Source organism: Desulfoferrobacter suflitae (genome assembly GCF_022603395.1).
Classification (GTDB): Bacteria; Desulfobacterota; Syntrophobacteria; order Syntrophobacterales; family Syntrophobacteraceae; genus Desulfoferrobacter; species Desulfoferrobacter suflitae.
The window spans coordinates 534,640-555,117 of sequence record NZ_JAIBKA010000001.1; the positions used below are offsets into that span (position 1 = coordinate 534,640).

The window sequence follows — 20,478 nt, forward strand, 5'->3', positions numbered from 1 at the left end:
CGTGGGACGACCCGTAAAGCTCGCACGCGCAACCCGCGCGCAGTCTTTCAGCAGGCCACTTGGGATCTTTACAAATCTCACGGGTTATGTCAATTGTCTGGGGCGAGATGCAACGCGATCTATGAATGAATTGGGGCATTAACTTTGGGCAGAAGGTGAAGGAGAACCATGGAGTCCTTTAAGCAGCAGGTAGAAGAAGCCGCAGCGTTTGTGCGAGCTCGCCTGTCCATTAAACCTCTAATCGGCTTGATACTGGGCACGGGCCTCGGTGATCTGGTGACGGACATGGAAAATGCCCGCCAGCTCCCCTATAGCGCAATACCCCATTATCCCACCTCGACCGTGCAGAGCCATGCGGGCAGGCTTGCATGCGGCATTTGGGCAGGCAAACCCGTCATAGCCATGCAGGGTAGAATCCATCTGTACGAAGGGTATACGGCACAACAGGTTTCGTTCCCCATTCGCGTGCTGGCTGCTCTGGGCATTCCCACCCTGATCATTTCCAACGCAGCCGGGGGACTGAATCCCCATTACTCCCCCGGAGACCTCATGCTCATTGCCGATCACATCAACCTGACGGGGCAAAACCCTTTAATCGGCCCCAATGTGGATCAATGGGGACTGCGATTTCCCGATATGACACAGCCGTACAGCCGGCAACTGCAAGCGCTGGCGCTGGAAACTGCAGTGAACGAACGTATTAAGCTGCACAGAGGAGTCTATGCGGGAGTCCTGGGACCAAGTCTGGAAACGGCGGCCGAAACGCGCTTTCTACGCACCATTGGGGCCGATGCGGTTGGCATGTCCACCATCATGGAAGTGATCACCGCTGTTCATGCGGGACTGGATGTGCTTGGAATTTCCGCCATCACCAATGTCAATTTGCCGGATGCTTACCAACCGGCAACCATCGAGCAAGTCATCGCAACCGCTCAGCAGGCCGGACGTGACCTCATGCCATTGTTGGAAAGAACCATAGAGCAATTATGACAGCCCGCTCGCTTTCGACTCTAAGAAACAAGGGGAAACATGGATTCTGATCATACCCCTGTGGATCTTTTGCTTAAAAACGGCCTGGTCCTGACCCTGGACAGCGACGACAACACATTCCAACCAGGCGCCGTGGCCATTCGTGCAGAACAAATCATCGCGGTCGGTCCATCCCTCCAGATCGAAGCGCAGGTGCAGGCAGCAAAGGTGCTCGATGTTGAGGGGTGTATCGTCATGCCCGGACTCGTCAACGCCCACACCCACGCCGCCATGACTCTGTTTCGCGGCCTCGCCGATGATCTGCCCCTGATGGAGTGGCTGCAGAACTACATATTTCCGGCCGAAAAGAGTTTGACTGCCGACATGGTCTACTGGGGTACCATGCTGGCGTGCGCCGAAATGATTCTGTCCGGCACCACAACTTTCTGCGACATGTATCTGTTTGAGCACAAAGTAGCCGAAGCCGCCAGGCAGGCAGGTGTTCGAGCCTTAGTGGGAGAGGTCCTGTACGATTTTCCTTCCCCTCACTACGGAGACATAACCAACGGCCTCAAATTCACAGAAGCCCTGATCGAACAGTGGAAGGGAGACCCTCTGATCAGTATTGCAGTCGAGCCTCATGCGCCCTACACATGCTCGCCGTCGCTGCTGCAGAAATGCCGAGCTTTGGCGGAGCGCCATGATGCATTCCTGATAATGCATCTTTCCGAAAACCAACGGGAAGTCGATGAAGTCCTGCGCACTTACGGCCGGCGGCCGGCGGCTCACCTGGAGGAACTCGATCTTCTCACCCCAAGGCTCATAGCAGACCACTGCGTTGCCCTGGACGATCACGACATGGAACTGCTGGCCACGCGCGGCGTCCAGGTGGTTCACAATCCTGAGAGCAACATGAAGCTGGCCTCGGGCATTGCACCAGTTGCCAGGCTCCTTCAGCTGGGGGTCAATGTGGCGCTCGGAACGGACGGCTGTGCCAGCAACAATGACCTGGATTTATTCGGGGAAATGGATTCGTGCGCCAAGCTGCACAAAGTGGCCAACCTGGACCCAACGGTCCTACCCGCCCGTGACGTGTTGAGAATGGCATCGCAGAACGGAGCGCAGGCGTTGGGAATGACGCATAAAATTGGCCGGATTGCGCCGGGCAAATGGGCCGATGTGATCGTGCTGGATTTGCGCAAGCCTCATCTGGTGCCCCTTTACGAGCCTGTGAGTCAACTGGTCTATTCCGCCCGAGGCGCCGACGTTCGGCACACCATCATTCACGGCCGGCTGGTCATGGAAGATCGGCGGCTTCTCTCCATGGATATACGCGAGGTTATGCACCATGTCAGGGAATTCAGTCAACTGTTCAAATCCTTATGATCCTGATTCGTTGCCGCGCTACGTTGACTGGTTGCTGACCGACATCGAGTGGATTGTGACCTGCGATGGGACGATGAGTTGCATCGAGCGGGGCGCACTGGCCATCGATGGAGAGATGCTGGTTGCACTCGGCCCGAGTGAGCCAATCGCGGCCGCTTATCGCGGCCGCCGGACCCTGAATTTATCCAATCACCTGGTGCTGCCCGGATTGGTCAATTCCCACACACACGGAGCTATGAGCTGCCTGCGGGGACTGGGGAACGATCTTCCGCTGCAGCGCTGGCTGCATGACATCATTTTTCCGACGGAAGCGCAGCATGTGAATCCTGATTTCGTCTATTGGGGCACCCTGTTGGCGATCGTCGAGATGCTGCGAAACGGGGTGACAACGTTCTGCGATGGGTACTTTTTTGAAGAATCCGCGGTTCAGGCCGCCTCCAAGGCAGGCATCAGGGCGGTGCTCGGCCAGGGAATACTTGACTTTCCCGCACCCGATCAACCCAATCTCCAGGCTGCGCGCCGAAGAGCGGAAACCTTTCTGGATTCCTTTCCAAAGGAGCAGGAGCGCCTGCGGCCCTCATTGTTCTGTCATGCGCCCTACACGTGTGGGACGCAGACGTTACAATGGGTCAAAGAGCTTTGTCGGCAACATGCACTTATCTTTCAACTGCATCTTTCGGAAACGGCAGCCGAGGTGAAAGAACTGACCCGCCGGCATCATGTCGGTCCGGTGAAATACTTGGACCGGCTTGGAGTGTTGGACAGCAATACGCTGTGTGCCCATGCGGTTTGGTTGCAGCCCGATGAAATTGAAATCCTGGCCGAGCGTGGGGTGGGCATATCGCACAATGCCGAAAGCAATATGAAACTGGCTTGCGGGGTGGCACCGCTGCCTGCGCTGCTGACAGCGGGCGTCAGGGTGGGACTGGGGACCGACAGTTGTGCCAGTAACAATGATCTCGACCTACTCTCAGAAATGGACAAGGTAGCCAAACTGCACAAGGTTTATCAACTGGATCCGGTCATCTGCAGCGCATCGCAGGTGCTCAAAATGGCCACCGCGGGAGGTGCGGCAGTGCTCGGTTGGGATGATCAGATCGGCAGCCTGCAAGTGGGGAAAAAAGCCGACCTGGTAGCCGTCGATTTGCTGCAACCCCACTTGACTCCCCTCTACGATCCCATTTCACAGCTCGTTTATACGGCCCAGGGGAGCGACGTCCGACATGTGTGGGTAGACGGCCGTAAAGTAGTGACCGATGGGCAAGTAGTGGTTCTGGACGAGGCGGAAGTAATGGAGCAGGTAAACCGCATTGCCAAGGACATTGCCCACGGGCTTCGATGAGGGTCATCAACCGGGCACCGTTCTCGGCCCTGCGACAATTTATTCGAGTGTCCATGGGCACGCTCGATTTCTGGCAGGGACACGAGGCGCACGGCCCATACGGGCAATATATCGTCTCGTGATCACTCCGGGGCCGAACGGCTGCCCCCATATTACGGAAACAACGCATGCGTAAACGACAGAAAATATTGATAGTCGATGACGAGGCTCCCTTCAGATCCGCCATGCGGCGACTACTCGAAAAGAATTACACCATCGCTGAGGCGGAAACGGGTCAGGGAGCCATGCAACTGGCTCACAGCGAAGAGCCCGATCTGATCCTGCTCGACATCGCCCTGCCGGATGCCAATGGACTGGACCTTTTACCGCAACTGAAGGAACTGCGCCCGTCCCCCACAGTGGTCATGATCACAGCCTACGAGCAGGTCAAAGATGTGGTCGCGGCCATTAAGGGCGGGGCCTTCGATTATCTTGTGAAGCCGGTCGACATAGACGAATTTGAATTGACCATACAGAAGGCGCTGGAGCATGCCAGTCTGAAAAATGAAGTCGATCGTCTGCGCCAGGAGGTCCAGAGACTGCAAAAGGTCGACAGACTGGTGGGCAAGAATCCCGCATTCCTGGAAGCCCAGGTGCTTGCCATAAAGAGCGCCCAAAGCCGGGATGCAGGCGTTTTGATTCAAGGGAACAGCGGCGTCGGCAAGGAGCTCTTCGCCCGTCTTATTCACGCCGAAAGCCCGCGCGCCGCTTATCCTTTCGTAGCCCTTAACTGTGCGGCCTTCAGCGCGGAAATCATCGAAAGTGAACTGTTCGGGTATGAAAGGGGAGCTTTCACCGGGGCACGTTCGGAGGGTAAACAAGGTCTCCTGGAAGTTGCCGATGGCGGCACTCTGTTTTTGGACGAGGTGATCGATTTGCATCCCGAGATCCAAGCAAAGCTCCTGCGCGTGTTGGAAGAAAAAGAGTTTTTCCCTCTGGGGGGTACCCGCAAGCGACATGTCGACATCAGAATCGTCTCGGCCACCAATCAGGACCTGTGGAAGGCCGCCGAGCAGGGCAAATTCCGTAAAGACCTTTACTTTCGTCTGGCGACTATTCGCATTGATCTCCCCTCACTTCGCCACAGGCAGGAAGATATCATTCCCCTTGCGCGATACTTTTTGGAGGAATTCAATGACAAATACCACAAGCGTTTTCGCGGCTTGAGTGCCGAGGCCGAACAAATTCTGCTGGCGCACCCGTGGCCCGGCAATGTTCGAGAATTGAGAAACACCATGGAGCGATTGGTCTTACTGGAAAATGAAGAGACCGTATTGGCAAGGCATCTGCACTTTCTGGGTGAAGAACAATCCTCCACAAACGTCCAACCTTCGGCGGATAATTTATTGGTGACTCTGCCCGACGAGGGACTGTCGCTTGAAGCGCTGGAGCAGAGGATCATTGAGCAAGCCTTTGAAAAATGCGGCCGGAACAAATCCAAGACTGCGCGCTTCCTGGGTATCCCCCGCCATGTCCTCATCTATCGACTAAAAAAGCACAACCTGGGAACATGAAGAATATTCTACACATGATCGCAGCATTGGATAATATTGGACAATATAGCCCAAGCTATTGTATCTAAACGTTTTATTTTTAATTTCTGCACTCTTGTTCGACGCACCAGGCGCTGATTGAAGAATTTTCTTCAACAGGACCAGCTACTCAATTTTCATCCTGTTCATGCGTTTCCAAGTATAGAGCCAGCATGCCCTCATTCTTTTACTTTGGCACTTGTTTTGCAAATATCTACTGTCGGAGGCGGAACGTGGAAGTTCAATTTCGAATACTGCTAGCTGAAGATGATGCTCCTCTAAGACGCTCTTTGAAAAAGTTTCTAACTAACGCCGGGTATTCCCTGTGCACCTGCTCCAATGCGCGTGAAGCTCTCGTTGCTGCTGAAGATTTTCGTCCGGATATCGTGATCTGCGAATATCACCTTCCCGATGCCAATGGTGCCATGCTGATTAAGCGGTTGCTGGCGGTTACCCATGATGTTGTCGCGGTGTTGATTTCTGAATTCGATTTCGAGTTGATTGCTGATGAAGTAGCGCAAAGTAATGTTCACGGGTTTCTAAAAAAACCCTTTGACCTGGCGGAGTTAGAAACTGTACTGATGAGTGCTTGTTGTCAAGTTCGTATCTCCATGTGCAATCTGATGTGGAATTCTGTACCGGTTGCTACTGTCTACCTGCCTCCCACACCAAGAGGAAAACTCTCAGAAAGGATGGATCGATATCCAGTTGGTAATCGCTCTCAAGTGCGTGTGACAAATGACCGAGTGATCTAGTTGATGTGCCCGATAACGGTTGATGCCGACGTTCATGATCTTGTTCTCTACTCCAGTACGTGGCTGATGTGAAACGCGAATAGAGTGTACGCCCCATGAATCTCCCAATGCCGATGAAGCGATGAGTGAAAGCTGCATGTGACTTCTTTCTGATTTTCTGCAACCCGGTTTCTGAGAGTGCCTGTTCTGGAGAGGGCCGCAGGGTGAAGCACCCTGTGGCCTTTTTTCGTTTATCGATAGATAGCGTGCCGATCCCCTAACGGAAAAAACTTGCACAAAAAGGCAATTTCAACGAGTATGATCCGAAAAAATCCAATGAATTCAGAAACAGGAGACAGGTATGGAAACACAAAAATTGGAATTGATTCAAAAAATGGAAGAAAAAGGAATGACCCCCGCTCAGGCTGCCGAAGCGATGAGCTTTGATCCGCAGCTGTTGAGCCTCTACCTGGTGAAAGACGCCTATCCGGTTCCGCCCAGAATTCTCAACAAGCTGGCCGAGGTCGTGGGCAACTGAGAATTACTGCCCATTGGCCCTCGATTCCGTTGGAGACTTCCTCGCACCCGAGCTGATGGTTAGACAAACCCGGCCGCATGGGTGGGCACACTGTCTAAACCCCGGCGATTTCAACCCATTGAGTTCCCTTGCCCCGACCCTCTTCCCCCGCGGGAAAGAGGGTAAATGGGGATTCCGGATAAAAGGCGGCTAACTCAGCTCGCCTGCCAAACGTTCCCGCAGCAGGGTGAACCGGCGATCCATTTTGTTGTTCCGCACCGCCATCGCCAGCGCTTTTTTGCTGCCTACAATGACGACCAGCTTCTTCGCCCGTGTTATGGCGGTGTAGAGCAGATTGCGCTGCAACATGACATAATGCTGAGTCACAAGCGGCAGCACCACGGCCTGATATTCGCTGCCCTGTGCTTTGTGCACACTGATTGCGTAGGCCAGTTGGAGCTCGTCCAGTTCAGAAAAGTCATAGGTCACCAACCGGCCGTCCATCAAGACCTTGACTTCCTGGTTTTCCATATCGAGTTGGGCGATTCGCCCCATGTCTCCATTAAACACCTCTTTGTCGTAATTGTTTCGAACTTGCATGACTCTGTCCTGCAAGCGAAACACCCTGCCGTTTCTATTCACCGATTCCGCCCGCGGGTTCAATGCCTCCTGCAGAGCTTGATTCAGCCGCTGCGTGCCTACCGCACCTCTATGCATGGGACTCAGCACCTGCACATCTTCCATGGGATCAAAACCAAAGCGCGCAGGAATCCGATCGGTGCAAAGCTTTAACAGGATATTGAAAGCTTCCTCCGGATCTTCCTTTTGGATGAAGTAAAAGTCCTGCAACTTATCAGATTCATTCTGTGTGCGAGGCAATTGCCCGTTTCTGACCAGGTGCGCATTGACGATTATGCGGCTCTGCCGCGCCTGGCGAAAGATTTCGGTGAGTCGAACAACACTGACGGTTCTCGACTCGATGATATCGTTCAATACATTACCGGGGCCCACCGACGGCAGCTGATCGACATCGCCCACCAGAATCAACACCGCATGACCGGGAATCGCTTTGAGCAGATAATGGCTCAATAAAATATCCAGCATGGAAGCTTCATCAATAATGATTACGTCGGCCTTGAGGGGACGTCCTTCATTGCGCTGAAAACCTCCCAGCTGGGGGCTGAATTCCAGCAGTCGATGGACGGTACCGGCCGGATGTCGCGTCGCCTCACTCAGTCGTTTGGCTGCGCGGCCGGTTGGAGCAGCCAGACAAACACGAGCAGAAATCTGTTTGAACACTGCAAGTATCGCGCGTATCAGAGTTGTCTTACCGGTGCCCGGCCCCCCGGTGATGACGACCACTTGGTCGCTTAAGGCCTGTTTGACCGCTTGCTTCTGCAACGGAGCGAGTTCGAATGGGAGCTTGCCCTGCAGCCAGGCAACAGCTTTTTCAGGATCGAGCCGATGCTGCCGATAGGGAGACAGACGCAAGTACGATAAACGCTGTGCCACCTGCGTTTCGGCAACATGGAAGCCGCGCAGATAGAGGGCATGACGATCACCAAAGTGTGTTGCGACGGTTCCCTGCAACACCTCGCTGACCAACCGCTCGCTCGCCACCAGAGCGCGCAGAGCTTCCCCGGTTCTCACCAGGGGAATTTCGAGAAGTTTCTCAGCTTGCTCCACGAGCTGTCCCTCGGGCACACACACGTGGCCGTCATCACTGGCTTCATACAGTAAGTAGAGCAGAGCGGCTTCCGCCCGCAGGGATGAATCGGCTGAAAATCCGAGGTTGCGTGCAATCTTGTCGGCCGTAAGAAAACCGATGCCCGAAATATCCATGGCCAATCGGTAGGGATTTTCCTGCAACACGGTCAAGGACGCTTTGCCGTATTGTTTGAAAATTCTACTGGCGTGCGCAGCACCGACCCCGTGGCTGCGCAAGAATATCATCAGCTCGCGGATCTCTTTTTGCTCCTCCCAGGCGCTGCCGATTTGCTTGATGCGATACTCGCCGATCCCCTGGATTTCTGCCAGTCTCTCTATTTCACGATCGATGATGTCAAGGGTGTCTTTGCCGAATTGATTGACGATGCGATCGGCCATGACCGGGCCGATTCCTTTGATCAATCCTGATCCCAGATATTTTCGAATACCCTCCAGGGTCGCCGGTTTGAGCGTTTCATAATGATCAACCTTGAACTGTTCTCCGTAGCGGGGGTGAATCGTCCACTCGCCTTCCATGGAGAGGATTTCTCCCGGCATGATGTTAACAAAGCTGCCGACCACCGTGACCAGATCCCTGCGCCCGCGAATCCTCACCCTGACTACTCCATAGCCTTTGTCCTCATCGTTGTAGGTGATGCGTTCAATCTGTCCTTCAATTCTATCCACCATGAACCAACAACCCCTCAGCGCCTTTTCAACTTCCCTGCCCAAACACTCTTTTCTCTGGATTGCAACCCAATATCAATATCCACATGCGTTTAAACCGCTCCCGCAACCCATGGGATGATGCCGCTTCACCATTGAAATTGGGCGGCAAAGTTTTTAATTTTGTGTAGCGGGAGTTTTTGTGGTAGGAACAGTTCATCCAAGCCCGTTAGAGGTAGGTATTCGATCAGCCGACCATTATACCGGGTGAGGGGGGCGAAATTGGTTCATCTAACAGCATGAGGAACGGAGAATTCACCGATGTCTCTTTACATCAAAACGGAAGATTTTCGCAAACACGGCATCAGTAAATATTCTGATCTGGTGCTTGTTCGAGCTGCAGTGCAAAAGGAGCTGAATATCGAGCAACTCTTCGTTTCATTTGTAAACAGGCGCGAATATATACGGGTGGATTTTTTGAGGCCCAGACCCCCGCGGCGCACCAAGCGACGCTCCTATCCAAAGAAACCTGCTGAAAATTCGAGACAGGCTTAGACTTAAGGCAGCCGTTCTGCTGCCATGTTCCATTCATGGCTCATAGTGTACTGTTTGTGCGTTTTTCAACTCATCAAAACCTTCCTCGACGCCGACATGTTTCTCGATGGCTAAGGCAGGCACAACCAGTCCGTGTGCGGATACGCCCCTCAGGCTCTTCGTGTATGGAACCCTCAAGGGGGGGTGCGTTAATCATGCAGCGTTCTGCCGGGGCACTTCATCTGTTGAGCTTGCCCAGGTACGTGGCAGGCTTTACGAACTTCCCACAGGCTTTCCCGTTTTGTTGGTCCCCGCGGGTGACATTCTTGCAGGTCCATGCCGACTTGTGGCTTTGCTAACTCTCCCTCCCCTCAATTGCCCGCAACCAAATCCTTGATCGCCCCGGCAATCTTACTCAATGCACCGAGTCGTTCCCTGGCCCTGTTCAAATAGGGCAATGCATCGGGGTTCTTGTGGCGGCCCAAAGCTTCTGCAGCCCAATTGACTACATAAGGATTCGGGTGTTCCGTCACCACGCACAGCAACTGGAAACTCTCCCCAGTCCGGATGTTGCCCAGCACCGAAATCAGACCGACCTTGAGCTCGTCAAAAGCGGGATCGTTCTGGAGAATTTCTTTGATCTGCATTACCGCTCTATCATTAAATTTCTCAAGGTTGCTCAAGCACTTGTGGGCAAAGAACGGAAACCGAAACATGGAAAGCTCGCCAAGCAGCCGGATACTCGTATCGGTTCCGCATGCCGCCAGCAAATCGGGCACAAAAAGACCCGCCCAGGAAAAATTGTAGGTGAGTGGCAAAAGGTATGGGATTGCAGCCTCACCGGCCCGCGCAATCTGAGTCAAAACCGGTTCCAACGCCTGTTTGCGAGCTTCATACCCTTCGTCCTGCCGGGCAGGAAATCGTTTAACATCATTGGCTATTTTTAAATTGCCGACGAGATTCCGCAACCGCTCATCGTCTTTTGGCGGATAATCCTTCTGATAGGTTCGCGCCCGTTGACTGATCCAGAACTTTTCCAACCAGGTAGAAGGTGAGTAGAAATAGACCAGCTGAGTTCTATCTGTTCCTTCCCGCTTATGGTACCCGTTTTCCTGGTAAAATTCCTTTTCCTCCTGAGCGATCTGCCAGCGGCTGCGACAGATATGGAAGGCACCGTCGTAGTCTTCAACGGCGATCGACGCAATCACCATGATGTCGTGTAAACGGTCGTCTTCGGGATGGGTATCGAGCAGGCGTTGCGCAAATTGTCGGGCCTTGCTAAAGTCTTGCGCGAATAACAAGTCAAAACCGTTCTGAACGTCTTTTTCCAGCCGCTCTCGAAGCCGCTGCTTCTCTTCCAACTCCTGCAACTGATCCGCCGGAATCGCCTTGCGCATCTCTTCCTGCTTGGGAAGACAGCATTTCTTGAATTTCCTGCCGGACCCACAGGGGCAAGGTTCATTGCGACCGACTTTCTCCGTACCGATCTGATCCGCCAAAGCCATTTGACGTCGTGATTCCTGGTACGCATGAAGGCGCTTTTCCAGCTCATCCCGGCTAATCTGGTAGCGCTCACAGATCGCGCCGGCATCACCGCCCTGCATGAGATCAAACACCGGCTGCAAGGGGTTACGGGACGGTTCAACAGGCGATTGAGTCCTTTGCATGCCTTTAATTCCTTTCAACTTCCCATTATAAGCCTTTGCACCACAGGCCAAGAGCATTCGAACAGCAATATTTTTGCTCGCTGGATGCAGGGTCTTTTAACAGCTTTTGTGCTGCATGTAAACCGTCACACTCAAAATGCCGCTATTGACAACTTGATATTCTCGACCCGCTATGAGATAGATATACCAGGACAAGGAAAGACAAAGGCCGGGCGTGATCGAATTCATTATCAAGGCACCCAAAAAGGTATGCTATGACCTGTAACCCTGCTGAAGGCCTTTCAGCGAGTCTGGAAGACTACCTGGAAGTCATCTTTCATTTGGAGGAATCCAACAGGGTCGCCCGTGCCAAGGACATTGCCGATCAGATGAATGTCCAGCGAGCTTCCGTCACTGGTGCGCTCAAAGCTCTGGCCGGAAGAGGCCTGATCAATTACAGCCCGTACAGCTACATCACGTTGACCGCAACCGGCCGTAAAGTCGCCCGTGACATCATCCACCGTCACAACACACTGCTGGAATTCTTTGTGACCGCTCTGCAATTGACTCCCGAGGAAGCCGAGGCCAATGCCTGTCGTATGGAACATTCAATCGACCTGGTGGCCGTCGATCGTCTGGTGCGTTTTTTGGAATTCATCAAGACCTGCCCGCGCACCGGAATCGATTGGTTCGACGCCTTCGCCCGCTATTGTCAGCGTGGCGTGCAGACTTCCAACTGCGAAGACTGCGTGCAACTGTGCCTGCAGAGAGTCGTATCGATAGAGGCAAAAAGGGACTCTCAAGAGCTTCCCGAAGAGCGACCCTCAGGGCCCGCCGTTGAGACGCGCGAGACGAACTCCAAAATCCAGAACGGCTGAACTTTCCTCGTACGCACGGCTGCAGAAGTCCCCCAGGTGCTCGGCACTTTTTTGAAAATCCCGCATGAAAGCATCCAGGTCTTGCCCTTGATACCATTCCTGATAAGAAGAGAGCCCCTGCATGAGTGAAGACAAGATGTCCTTGGTGTATGGATTCATCTGGCTTATGGCCGAATAGAGCGCCCCGTTTTGGGCGAACATTCGGCCCAGCAGGTTGATTTCAAGGCGGTAGCTGGGACTGGTGAATTCCATGGTTTCCGCTATGTCCACGGAAAGCTCACGCAAGACTCGTCCCACCAGCATCGTGGTCATATGAAACAGCACCTGAATGATGCTCATCATTCGGTCATGTTCTTCGGGTGTACATTCCTTGACACGAATGCCCTTCTGTATGAAGAGGTCGCGGATGTCGCCCCAACTCTCAGGGCTGATCCTTACCGGGCAGGCAACCAGTGTTTGCCCGGCCAGCGTGGCTATTCGTCCGCCAAACATGGGATGCAGCCCCACTACTGCGGCGCTCGATCGCAGCATTTCACGCACAGGCCCAACCTTCAAACTGGTCACGTCCATAAGCAATTGGTCGGGGCGCACATAAGGAACCAAATCTCCAATGATCTTCACAGTTTCATGCAGTGGCACGGCAAATAGAACCACATCGGAATCCTCCAACACCTCTCTGCCGGTTCGCTCGGTATCCACATCCGCGATGTCAACCCGGCAGCCCAGGTCCTTGAAGAAATTTGTAAAAAGTCGGCCCATTTCACCATGACCGCCAATCACCCCTACCCTGCTGTTCGGTTTCCAAAAGCCCCGCGCGCCGACCTTCGGTCCGTGCGCAAGATCGGTCAAGCCTTCGTGATCTTTCATGCCCTTTGTTCCTTTTGGATGCGGGAAATACCGAATTAAAAAAGCCGCAGGCCCTTTGAGGATACCCACGGCTTTCGATGCCAATTTCACTGCAGCTTGTCAAAACCGATGCATACCCTTCAGAGCAACAACCTCCTGCGATAAGAATATAGATAACCGGGCGTATGCACCACAGACCTTCCTTAAGCTTTTAAATTTGATGGGTAAATTTAAATTAACGCAGCCAAGGTGTCAAGCGAATTGCAGCAGCTCAACATCAGTTTTCCGCCGTTGCCCTGCCCACCTCCCGATGCGTCGAGCAGATTTCAAGCAAAATCTCGGCTATCTCTTCGGCGCAACCACACCGGGAGAACAAGGAACCGTTCGCACCCTCGAATGCCTCCGACTTCCCCCCAGTACGGCGCAGTTGTTGTGCCAAGACTTCCTGCAATTGCGCTTCCGACCAGACCTTGACACCTGAACCGGCTTCCAGCAATTGCGCTTCTATTTCATGAAAATTGAAAAGATGCGGTCCCCACATGCAGGTCTTGCCCTGAGCCATAGCTTCCAGCGGATTATGCCCGCCAAAGGGCACTAGACTGCCTCCTATGAACGCCACATCCGCCAGCGCATAAAAACGGCTCAGCTCCCCCAGCGTATCCAGCAGATACACGGGCTTGCCCGCGGCCGAATCGCCTGACGACCGCACAGCGGTGGATAAGCCTAAACGCCCGGCGACAGCGATAAGCTCCGGAGCTCGTCTAATATCCCTGGGAGCGAGGATCAGCAGGAGATCCGGATATGCCCTCCGCAGTCCTTGGTGAGCTCTCAGGAGCTTCTCCTCTTCTCCCTCATGGGTACTGCCGGCGATCCACACCCTCCTCTGGACAGCTATTCCAGCAGATTCTCTCAGGCGGTTTGCTTCGCCCTGTGAGACCCGCTCCGGCACTGCATCGAACTTGAGATTACCCAATGCTTGAACCTTGTCCACCTCTGTGCCCAAAAGCAACAAGTTATCTCTATCCCGCGCCGATTGCACAAAGATTTTCTCGAAATATTCAAACGGTGCGAACACCCGTCGAAATGTTCTAAACCGCCTAACCGATGTTGGGGACAACCTGGCATTGGCCAGCACTCGCACCACCCTGCGACGTTCCAAAACTCGCAACAAATTCGGCCAGATGTCCGTCTCGACCAAGACAAAGACCTGGGGATTGAGGCGTCGCACGAAGGCATCCACAACCCACGGGAAATCATGAGGCAGATAATAAAAATGCGCGACGTATTGCTGCAGACGTTGGCGTGCAACCTTCTGCCCTGTCTCGGTTGCTGTTGAAAAGACAAGCTCACAGTCGGGGAGCTTATGCTTGATGGCCTTTGCCAGTGGCACGGCCGACAGCACCTCCCCTACCGAGAGAGCATGCAGCCAGATTCGGCGGTGCCCCGGCAACCGCTCGGGAAGCTTAAGGCCCATACGATACCGCCAGCTCTCTTGATACTTCCCATCGATTGAGATCTGCACACGATAGTAGGCCGCCAGAACGGGCCAGCAAGAGATTGCCGCCAGTTGATAAAGCTGGGAAAATATCGAATTAGCCATGGAGGATTGGGGCTCCGGCCCTCTCTAAAACCAGTTCGGCCACTCTGTTTGCCACTCCCGCACTGCCAAGCTGCTTGCGGATTCGTGCCAGCTCCTCCCTCTGCTTTTCCAGTCGATCCGGATGCAGCAGCAGATCAAGTGCCTTGGCGGCGATTTTTGCAGGCCGCGCATCTCTTTGCAGCAGCTCCGGCACTATGGATCGGCCTGCGATCAAGTTGGGGAGAGCGACAAAGTTCACTCGGATGAGATGCCGTCCTGCATAGTAGGTCAAATTAGACACCCGGTAGATGACGATCATCGGAGTACCCACTATCGCTGCTTCCAGGGTGGCCGTCCCGGAAGCAGTGAGAATCAGGTTGCAAACACGCATCGCAGCGTACGTATCGCCTTCAACGATCCGCACAGGCAAAGCACAACCGAGCAAATGTTCCTCAACCCGCCAGCGCTCCAGTGTGGGCGCCATCGGCAATAAAAAAGAGACTTCGGGCAGATGGCGGTGAATGATCCTGGCCGTCTCCAGAAGAATGGGGAGCAGACTGCGAATTTCACTGTTACGGCTGCCGGGAAGCAGTCCCACCAGCCATTGCGACCTGCCTCTGAGACGCTTTGCCGGCGCCCCTGGGCCGTCTCCGGGGAGCTCTTCCAGAACATCGAGCAGCGGGTGCCCGACGAAATCCACCTTCATTCCATGCCGCTCATAAAAAGCGGGCTCGAAGGGCAAAATCACCGCGGCATCGTCGACCAGGCGTTTGAGGGTGCGCACTCGACCACTTCGCCACGCCCACACCTGAGGCGCGATGTAATAAAAAACGCGGCACCCGATGGTCCGGGCAAACCGCGCCAGCAGCAGGTTGAAATCGGGAAAATCTATGAGCACAATGACTTGTGGGCGTTCCCGGGAGAGGTGATCTTTGATCTTTTGCCAGGCCTTGAAGATGACTTTGCAGTGGCGCAGCACTTCGAACAAACCCACAACGGCCAGGTCGCGGTTGTCGAGCAAGAGCTCCGCGCCGGAGCCTGCGAGCATCGGTCCGCCGAGGCAGGTGATGCTGGCGTGTGGATTTTTGGCCTTAATGGCTCGAACCAGGTACGACCCATGGAGATCTCCCGAAGCTTCACCTGCACTCAGAAAAATTTTGGTAATATTCGTGGGGTAGGATCCCATTTTTACGCATCTGCTCATTGATCTTGTTGGATATTTCCAGCGCCACAGCCAGTGCCCGGCGCCCTTCATGACCACTCACAACCGGTTCGACTCCAGATCGAACAGCATCGAGAAAGGAGATGATCTCTTCTTCCAGAGCATCCGTACCGTAGACCTCCAGTTCTTCGATAGAGATTTGGGGAAATCCGGATTCATCAGGTTCATTTTCCCGATACATGGCGTACGCCTGCTTCTTGCCGAAGTCTGCCACAATATAACAATTTTCCTGAAATATCCTCAGCTTGCGCAAGCTCTTGAGGGATATTCGGCTGGCCGTCAGGTTGGCAATGGAACCATCGGCGAACTCCAGGCGCACATTGGCGATGTCCGGCAGCGAAGTCAAAACCGCCACCCCGGCCACCCGCACCTGCGTCAAGGGGGCTTGTACGATGTGAAGTATGATGTCGATGTCATGAATCATGAGATCCAGTATGACATCCACCTCGAGGCCGCGCTCATTGAACAGTGCCAGGCGGTGAGCCTCCATGAAGGCAGGATGTTTGAGGCGCGGCTGAATGGCATTGAAAGCGGAATTGAATCGTTCCAAATGCCCGACCTGCAGAACACAACCGTTCTTCCCGGCCAGTTCATTGAGATGATCGGCCTCTTCCAGAGTCTGCGTCATGGGCTTCTCGAGCAGCACATGCACGCCCCTCTCCAGGAAATCCCTGGCAATGGTGTAATGGCTCTGGGTGGGCGTAACAATACTGACCGCATCGACTCTGCCAAACAACTCGCGATAATCCGTCAAAGCCTGGGTCTTGACCGATTGTGCGACCGCTGCCGCTTGTGCCGGGTTGATATCCACAACAGCAACAATGTTGGCCTCTGGAAGTCTGGCATATTTTTGTGCGTGGAAACGCCCCAGATACCCGACTCCTATCACTCCAATGCGCATAGAGTCATCCCTGTGGCGTCTCACGAGTACCGGAGATTCATCAACCCCGGGCTCAGCAGCTTTGACGATTGGACTCACCCGGGATTTACGCACGGGTGAAGAGGTTTGAATCTTATTGTCGTCGGCTTGCGCAAGAATTGTGATGCCGGCTTCGTTGGCCGCGTCAATCATCTTGCCCCGATCAAAGATCAAGGTCTTACCGGCTTCGATGACCAGCAGTCGAGCACGAACTCGTTTCATCGTCTCGATAGTATCGAACCCCACCGCCGGCACATCAAATCGCAGGTCCTGGTTGGGTTTGCTCACCTTGATGACCACCGCACCTTCGCGGCACAGCCGTCCACCCCGCATGACGGTCGCATCGGTGCCATCGATTCCTTCAACGGCGAGCACCGCCTGGTTCTTCACAACTAAGCATTGCCCAATATCCAGGTCACCGATTTTCTTTGCTATTTCCCAGCCAAATTCGATATCCGCGGCTTCCCGCCGATTGGGCTTGCGGCGTGTCAATATTCCCGCCGGGGCGATCAGCTCGGGAAGAAAAATGGTCGAGGGTTCAATACGAATGCCCTCGGTTTCGAGCTCTTCGGCCAGCGCCCGCAGCAGGAAATCGTCTTTCTTGTTGCGCAGTTTGTTCATGAACTTCACGGCCCGCCAATCCGGGCGAATGCGTGTGTAGAGCTTGGCCTTATTGATCGCTCCCACCATGGCAGCACGCGTGATCCCGGCACCCTGCAGGGTGCGTATCAGCTTGTTGAGCTGCCCCAACTTGAGCATATGGAGCCGGGCGACATACTTGCCCAGGGCGGGATCCGTTTCTCCTTCAAAACCCACGGCCACTACTTCCACATTCGCCTGGCGGGAAGCGTGAGCAAATAAAAGAGGGAATTGTCCGCTTCCCGCAATGAGACCGATACGGGAGGGAGCATCAGAAGCCTGTGTGACCTGGTCAGACATGCGACATCTACCTCGTGATGCCGCGCCTGGAGCGATCTGCTACAAAGTGCAGGAGATTCACCACCTCCGCCAATGGTTCCACCTCTTGGCGAGCCTTTATGATGGCTTCGTCCAGCGTCAAACCTGAGCGGAACAGTATCCGATAACATTTTTTCAACGCCTGGATTGCTTCATTGGAAAACCCCTTGCGCTTGAGGCCTACCAGGTTTGGCCCATACAGTTTGGCCGGAGCGCCGAAAGCCAGCATGTAGGGTGGCATGTCCATTCTGAGGCCGGATTTGCCCCCGATAAACGCATGCGTCCCGATGCGAATAAACTGGTGAATAGCCACCAACCCACCAATGACCGCATGATCATCGATTCGTACATGCCCGGCGAGAGTTGCTGCATTGGCCAGAATGACATAGTTGCCGATCTTGCAATCGTGCGCCACATGAGCATAGGCCATGACAAAGTTGCGCTCGCCCAGAATGGTGACTCCCCCTCCGCGAACTGTGCCGCGATGGATGGTGGCATTTTCGCGGATAATATTTTCGTCTCCGATGATCAGTTCCGTTTCCTCGTCTTTGTAACTCAAATCCTGGGGCGGATAACCGAGGGTGGTGAAGGGATAGATTTGATTGCGCTCACCAATAGTAGTGCGGCCGTCAATGATGGCATGGGGCCCCACTACGGTCCCCGAACCGATCTTGACATGTGGGCCGATAATGCTGTAAGGGCGGATAATGACATCTTCTGCCAGTTGCGCGTCGGACGCCACAATCGCGGTGGGATGAATCTCCATGAAATTTAAGGTCTCCTGCCATTCTTCAAAAAACTATCGGGACTCCGCTCCGGCCATGAGAATCATCAAGCTTCCACCTCCGGTTTGCTGGAATCCACGGTCGCCATCAGCTCCGCCTCGGCAACCAGTTGATTATCGACAAACGCCTCGCCGCGCATCTTAAAAACCGGCCCCCTCTGTTTCATCACTTCCAGTTTCAGCAGCAGTTGGTCGCCAGGTCGTACCGGCTTGCGGAACCGCACTTTGTCGAGTCCCATCAGGTAAACAGAATTGTTTTTCGGCTCCGGCAACAGCGAGAAGGCCAAAATCCCCCCCACCTGAGCAAGGGCCTCGACAATCATGACACCAGGCATAACGGGATTGCCCGGGAAATGTCCCTGGAAAAACGGCTCATTGATGCTCACATTCTTCAGCCCCACAACCCTGTTCGCTGTCAACTCGGTAATTCGGTCCACCAGGAGGAACGGATAACGATGCGGTAGAATCTTCAAAATTTCCAAAATATCCTTGGCCATAACTCCCTCTTGCCCACTTGTTCGGCTGTCCCCTTACCGGAGCAGCCTCTCCTGTCACACGTGTGATCAGCACCCGTTTACGGGTCGCTGGAGTCCGTACTCGTGTGCAACAACCGCTCAAACTCCTGAACTTTCATTTTCAACTGCCGCAGCTCTTCCCTATAATAGGCGAGGCGCCGAATATGGGCGCTGTTCCTAAGCCATTCCTTGTGCGGCACGGCCGGTATTCCGCTCACATCCTGTGCCGCCTGCACCGAATTGGACACCCCTGACTTGGCGCCGACACGGACCCCGTCACCGATACTGATATGTCCGACCACACCCACCTGGCCGGCCAGCACCACGTGCCGTCCGATACGTGTACTGCCGGAAATTCCCACCTGAGAAACCAAGATCGAATGTTCGCCCACAACCACGTTGTGTCCGATCTGCACGAGGTTATCGATTTTGCAGCCGCAACCAATCCTGGTTTTTCCGAAGGTTGCTCGATCGATCGTACAGTTTGCACCGATCTCCACGTCGTCATCAATTTGTACAATGCCAGCCTGAGGTATTTTAACATGCCGGCCACGCTCATCCTGGGCGTAACCGAAGCCATCACTGCCTATGACGGTTCCGCTGTGAATGATCACCCGGCTTCCGATTTGGCAGCCGTCCAAAATGGTGACTCCCGGGTAGATCAGGCAATCTTTTCCCAGGCGCACACCCGCCCCCAGGTACACATGCCCCATAATACAGGACCCGCTGCCTATGGAGCTGTCTGCTCCAATGTGGACCAGGGCGCCTATCGACACATCCTGCTCCAGTTGGACCCCTTCGGCCAGGTGCGCTGTCGGATGAACGCCGCTGAGGGTGCAGGGCGGCTTGACAAACAGCTGAGCAGTCTTGGCCATGGCCAGGTAAGGCTGTTCACAGACAAGCAGAGGAAATTTCAAATCCTTGAACGCAGGAGGGACGATCAATGCGGCCGCCTTACAATCAGCCAGACTTGGAGCATGGCGGGCATGAGTCAAAAAACTCAGCTGGCTCGGCCCGGCATCCTCCAGTGACGCAATTCCGTCAATAAGAGTTTCAGGGTCACCGCTCAGAACGGCCCCCAGTCGCTCTGCAATCTCACCCAGGGTGATCGATCGCCCCAAAACTCCCATTCGCTCTGCCATGCTTGCTTGCCGCAATCACTTCCGGGGGGTGACTTTATTCAGTTCGTTGACCACTCTCTCCGTCAGATTGTACTCGTCTTTAGCATAGACGATGCCCCCTTTCCCAACCTCAAATACAAAATCATACTTCTCCTTTTTGCCGATATCGATGACGATCTGCAGGATCTTATCAACGATAGGACCCGTGAGATCATTGGACAGTTTGTTCAATTCGGCATTGGATTCCATCAGGGCCTTTTCGCCTTCCTGCTGTTTTTCCAGCAGTTCTTTTGCTTTCTTGGTCCTGGCTGCCTCATCCAGCATGGAGGCCTTTTTCTCGTATTCCTCCCGCAGCTTCTTGAATTGATTGGCCTTGCTTTCCATCTCGCCTTTTATTCTTGCCTGCTTCTGTTCAAATTCCTTTTTCGCCCGCTGACCCCAGGTGGACTTGGCAAGAACCGTCTGAATGTCAAAATATCCAATTTTGGGCGAAGCCGCCCAGCCAGGACTTCCCGACACGATCATGAAGATGGCTGTCAGTACACTGCCACAAAACAACTTTTTCATTTGCATTCTATTTTCTCC

Annotated in this window: 18 protein-coding genes; 8 read left to right on the forward strand and 10 right to left on the reverse strand. The window is 54.1% G+C overall.

Features of this window, described 5'->3' with window-relative positions; all coding sequences use genetic code 11:
* Positions 1-168 precede the first annotated feature (168 nt).
* The 6 genes from K1V27_RS02530 to K1V27_RS02555 all read left to right on the forward strand — a co-directional run bounded on the left by K1V27_RS02530 (position 169) and on the right by K1V27_RS02555 (position 6,540).
* Positions 169-990 carry a purine-nucleoside phosphorylase gene (locus tag K1V27_RS02530; protein ID WP_258927944.1) on the forward strand — a complete coding sequence of 274 codons (822 nt, stop codon included), beginning with the start codon at positions 169-171 and terminating at the stop codon, positions 988-990.
* 39 nt (positions 991-1,029) lie between these two features.
* Entirely contained in the window at positions 1,030-2,355 is a 1,326-nt protein-coding gene (locus K1V27_RS02535; RefSeq protein ID WP_258927945.1) for an amidohydrolase, read from the forward strand.
* Positions 2,318-3,697 (forward strand): amidohydrolase family protein, encoded by a 1,380-nt coding sequence (locus tag K1V27_RS02540; protein ID WP_258927946.1) that lies wholly within the window; start codon positions 2,318-2,320, stop codon positions 3,695-3,697. Before K1V27_RS02535 ends, K1V27_RS02540 begins: the two co-directional genes overlap by 38 nt.
* A 167-nt stretch (positions 3,698-3,864) precedes the next feature.
* Entirely contained in the window at positions 3,865-5,250 is a 1,386-nt protein-coding gene (locus K1V27_RS02545) for a sigma-54-dependent transcriptional regulator (RefSeq protein WP_258927947.1), read from the forward strand.
* A gap of 251 nt (positions 5,251-5,501) precedes the next feature.
* Entirely contained in the window at positions 5,502-6,023 is a 522-nt protein-coding gene (locus tag K1V27_RS02550) for a response regulator (RefSeq protein WP_258927948.1), read from the forward strand.
* Between the two features lie 340 nt (positions 6,024-6,363).
* Entirely contained in the window at positions 6,364-6,540 is a 177-nt protein-coding gene (locus K1V27_RS02555; protein ID WP_258927949.1) for a helix-turn-helix domain-containing protein, read from the forward strand.
* Between the two features lie 189 nt (positions 6,541-6,729).
* On the opposite strand, the gene recD2 is transcribed toward K1V27_RS02555, so the two are convergent.
* Positions 6,730-8,916 (reverse strand): SF1B family DNA helicase RecD2, encoded by a 2,187-nt coding sequence (gene recD2, locus K1V27_RS02560; protein WP_258927950.1) that lies wholly within the window; start codon positions 8,914-8,916, stop codon positions 6,730-6,732.
* 637 nt (positions 8,917-9,553) lie between these two features.
* Between recD2 and K1V27_RS22705 the strand changes: the two genes are divergently transcribed.
* Positions 9,554-9,823, forward strand: a complete 270-nt coding sequence (locus K1V27_RS22705) for a gamma-glutamylcyclotransferase (RefSeq protein WP_353740503.1) — start codon at positions 9,554-9,556, stop codon at positions 9,821-9,823.
* Here the strand turns inward: K1V27_RS22705 and K1V27_RS02565 are convergent.
* The gene (locus K1V27_RS02565) at positions 9,798-11,093 is read right to left on the reverse strand and encodes an SEC-C metal-binding domain-containing protein (protein ID WP_258927951.1); all 1,296 of its coding nucleotides are present in this window, start codon (positions 11,091-11,093) and stop codon (positions 9,798-9,800) included. The genes K1V27_RS22705 and K1V27_RS02565 overlap by 26 nt on opposite strands.
* Positions 11,094-11,347: 254 nt before the next feature.
* Between K1V27_RS02565 and K1V27_RS02570 the strand changes: the two genes are divergently transcribed.
* Positions 11,348-11,950: a metal-dependent transcriptional regulator gene (locus K1V27_RS02570; RefSeq protein WP_258927952.1), complete on the forward strand. Its 603-nt coding sequence runs from the start codon at positions 11,348-11,350 to the stop codon at positions 11,948-11,950.
* Here K1V27_RS02570 and K1V27_RS02575 read toward each other — a convergent pair.
* From K1V27_RS02575 to K1V27_RS02610, 8 genes are all read right to left on the reverse strand, one after another.
* The gene (locus K1V27_RS02575) at positions 11,897-12,817 is read right to left on the reverse strand and encodes a prephenate dehydrogenase/arogenate dehydrogenase family protein (RefSeq protein ID WP_258927953.1); all 921 of its coding nucleotides are present in this window, start codon (positions 12,815-12,817) and stop codon (positions 11,897-11,899) included. The two genes, K1V27_RS02570 and K1V27_RS02575, sit on opposite strands and share 54 nt — an antisense overlap.
* Before the next feature lie 256 nt (positions 12,818-13,073).
* On the reverse strand, positions 13,074-14,396 hold the full coding sequence (locus K1V27_RS02580; protein ID WP_258927954.1) for a 3-deoxy-D-manno-octulosonic acid transferase: 1,323 nt from the start codon (positions 14,394-14,396) through the stop codon (positions 13,074-13,076).
* Positions 14,389-15,561, reverse strand: coding sequence for a lipid-A-disaccharide synthase (gene lpxB, locus K1V27_RS02585; protein WP_258927955.1), 1,173 nt, complete (start codon positions 15,559-15,561; stop codon positions 14,389-14,391). Before lpxB ends, K1V27_RS02580 begins: the two co-directional genes overlap by 8 nt.
* Positions 15,512-17,455 carry a UDP-2,3-diacylglucosamine diphosphatase LpxI domain-containing protein gene (gene lpxI / locus K1V27_RS02590; protein ID WP_258927956.1) on the reverse strand — a complete coding sequence of 648 codons (1,944 nt, stop codon included), beginning with the start codon at positions 17,453-17,455 and terminating at the stop codon, positions 15,512-15,514. The genes lpxB and lpxI overlap by 50 nt, the downstream gene beginning before the upstream one ends.
* 7 nt (positions 17,456-17,462) lie before the next feature.
* Complete coding sequence (gene lpxA, locus K1V27_RS02595) at positions 17,463-18,239, reverse strand: acyl-ACP--UDP-N-acetylglucosamine O-acyltransferase (RefSeq protein ID WP_258927957.1); 777 nt, start codon at positions 18,237-18,239, stop codon at positions 17,463-17,465.
* A 65-nt stretch (positions 18,240-18,304) separates the two neighbouring features.
* Complete coding sequence (gene fabZ, locus K1V27_RS02600; RefSeq protein WP_258927958.1) at positions 18,305-18,754, reverse strand: 3-hydroxyacyl-ACP dehydratase FabZ; 450 nt, start codon at positions 18,752-18,754, stop codon at positions 18,305-18,307.
* A gap of 77 nt (positions 18,755-18,831) precedes the next feature.
* Positions 18,832-19,914 carry a UDP-3-O-(3-hydroxymyristoyl)glucosamine N-acyltransferase gene (gene lpxD / locus K1V27_RS02605; protein ID WP_258927959.1) on the reverse strand — a complete coding sequence of 361 codons (1,083 nt, stop codon included), beginning with the start codon at positions 19,912-19,914 and terminating at the stop codon, positions 18,832-18,834.
* A 15-nt stretch (positions 19,915-19,929) separates the two neighbouring features.
* Positions 19,930-20,460, reverse strand: a complete 531-nt coding sequence (locus tag K1V27_RS02610) for an OmpH/Skp family outer membrane protein (protein WP_258927960.1) — start codon at positions 20,458-20,460, stop codon at positions 19,930-19,932.
* Positions 20,461-20,478 lie beyond the last annotated feature (18 nt).

Excerpts from the sequence above, each read along its gene's own strand:
- K1V27_RS02530 (WP_258927944.1), top strand. The coding sequence starts at position 169 with ATGGAGTCCTTTAAGCAGCAGGTAGAAGAAGCCGCAGCGTTTGTGCGA.
- K1V27_RS02535 (WP_258927945.1), top strand. The coding sequence starts at position 1,030 with ATGGATTCTGATCATACCCCTGTGGATCTTTTGCTTAAAAACGGCCTG.
- K1V27_RS02540 (WP_258927946.1), top strand. The coding sequence starts at position 2,318 with ATGTCAGGGAATTCAGTCAACTGTTCAAATCCTTATGATCCTGATTCG.
- K1V27_RS02545 (WP_258927947.1), top strand. The coding sequence starts at position 3,865 with ATGCGTAAACGACAGAAAATATTGATAGTCGATGACGAGGCTCCCTTC.
- K1V27_RS02555 (WP_258927949.1), top strand. The coding sequence starts at position 6,364 with ATGGAAACACAAAAATTGGAATTGATTCAAAAAATGGAAGAAAAAGGA.
- recD2 (WP_258927950.1), bottom strand. The coding sequence starts at position 8,916 with ATGGTGGATAGAATTGAAGGACAGATTGAACGCATCACCTACAACGAT.
- K1V27_RS22705 (WP_353740503.1), top strand. The coding sequence starts at position 9,554 with ATGGCTAAGGCAGGCACAACCAGTCCGTGTGCGGATACGCCCCTCAGG.
- K1V27_RS02565 (WP_258927951.1), bottom strand. The coding sequence starts at position 11,093 with ATGCAAAGGACTCAATCGCCTGTTGAACCGTCCCGTAACCCCTTGCAG.
- K1V27_RS02570 (WP_258927952.1), top strand. The coding sequence starts at position 11,348 with ATGACCTGTAACCCTGCTGAAGGCCTTTCAGCGAGTCTGGAAGACTAC.
- K1V27_RS02575 (WP_258927953.1), bottom strand. The coding sequence starts at position 12,817 with ATGAAAGATCACGAAGGCTTGACCGATCTTGCGCACGGACCGAAGGTC.
- K1V27_RS02580 (WP_258927954.1), bottom strand. The coding sequence starts at position 14,396 with ATGGCTAATTCGATATTTTCCCAGCTTTATCAACTGGCGGCAATCTCT.
- lpxB (WP_258927955.1), bottom strand. The coding sequence starts at position 15,561 with ATGGGATCCTACCCCACGAATATTACCAAAATTTTTCTGAGTGCAGGT.
- lpxI (WP_258927956.1), bottom strand. The coding sequence starts at position 17,455 with ATGTCTGACCAGGTCACACAGGCTTCTGATGCTCCCTCCCGTATCGGT.
- lpxA (WP_258927957.1), bottom strand. The coding sequence starts at position 18,239 with ATGGAGATTCATCCCACCGCGATTGTGGCGTCCGACGCGCAACTGGCA.
- fabZ (WP_258927958.1), bottom strand. The coding sequence starts at position 18,754 with ATGGCCAAGGATATTTTGGAAATTTTGAAGATTCTACCGCATCGTTAT.
- lpxD (WP_258927959.1), bottom strand. The coding sequence starts at position 19,914 with ATGGCAGAGCGAATGGGAGTTTTGGGGCGATCGATCACCCTGGGTGAG.
- K1V27_RS02610 (WP_258927960.1), bottom strand. The coding sequence starts at position 20,460 with ATGAAAAAGTTGTTTTGTGGCAGTGTACTGACAGCCATCTTCATGATC.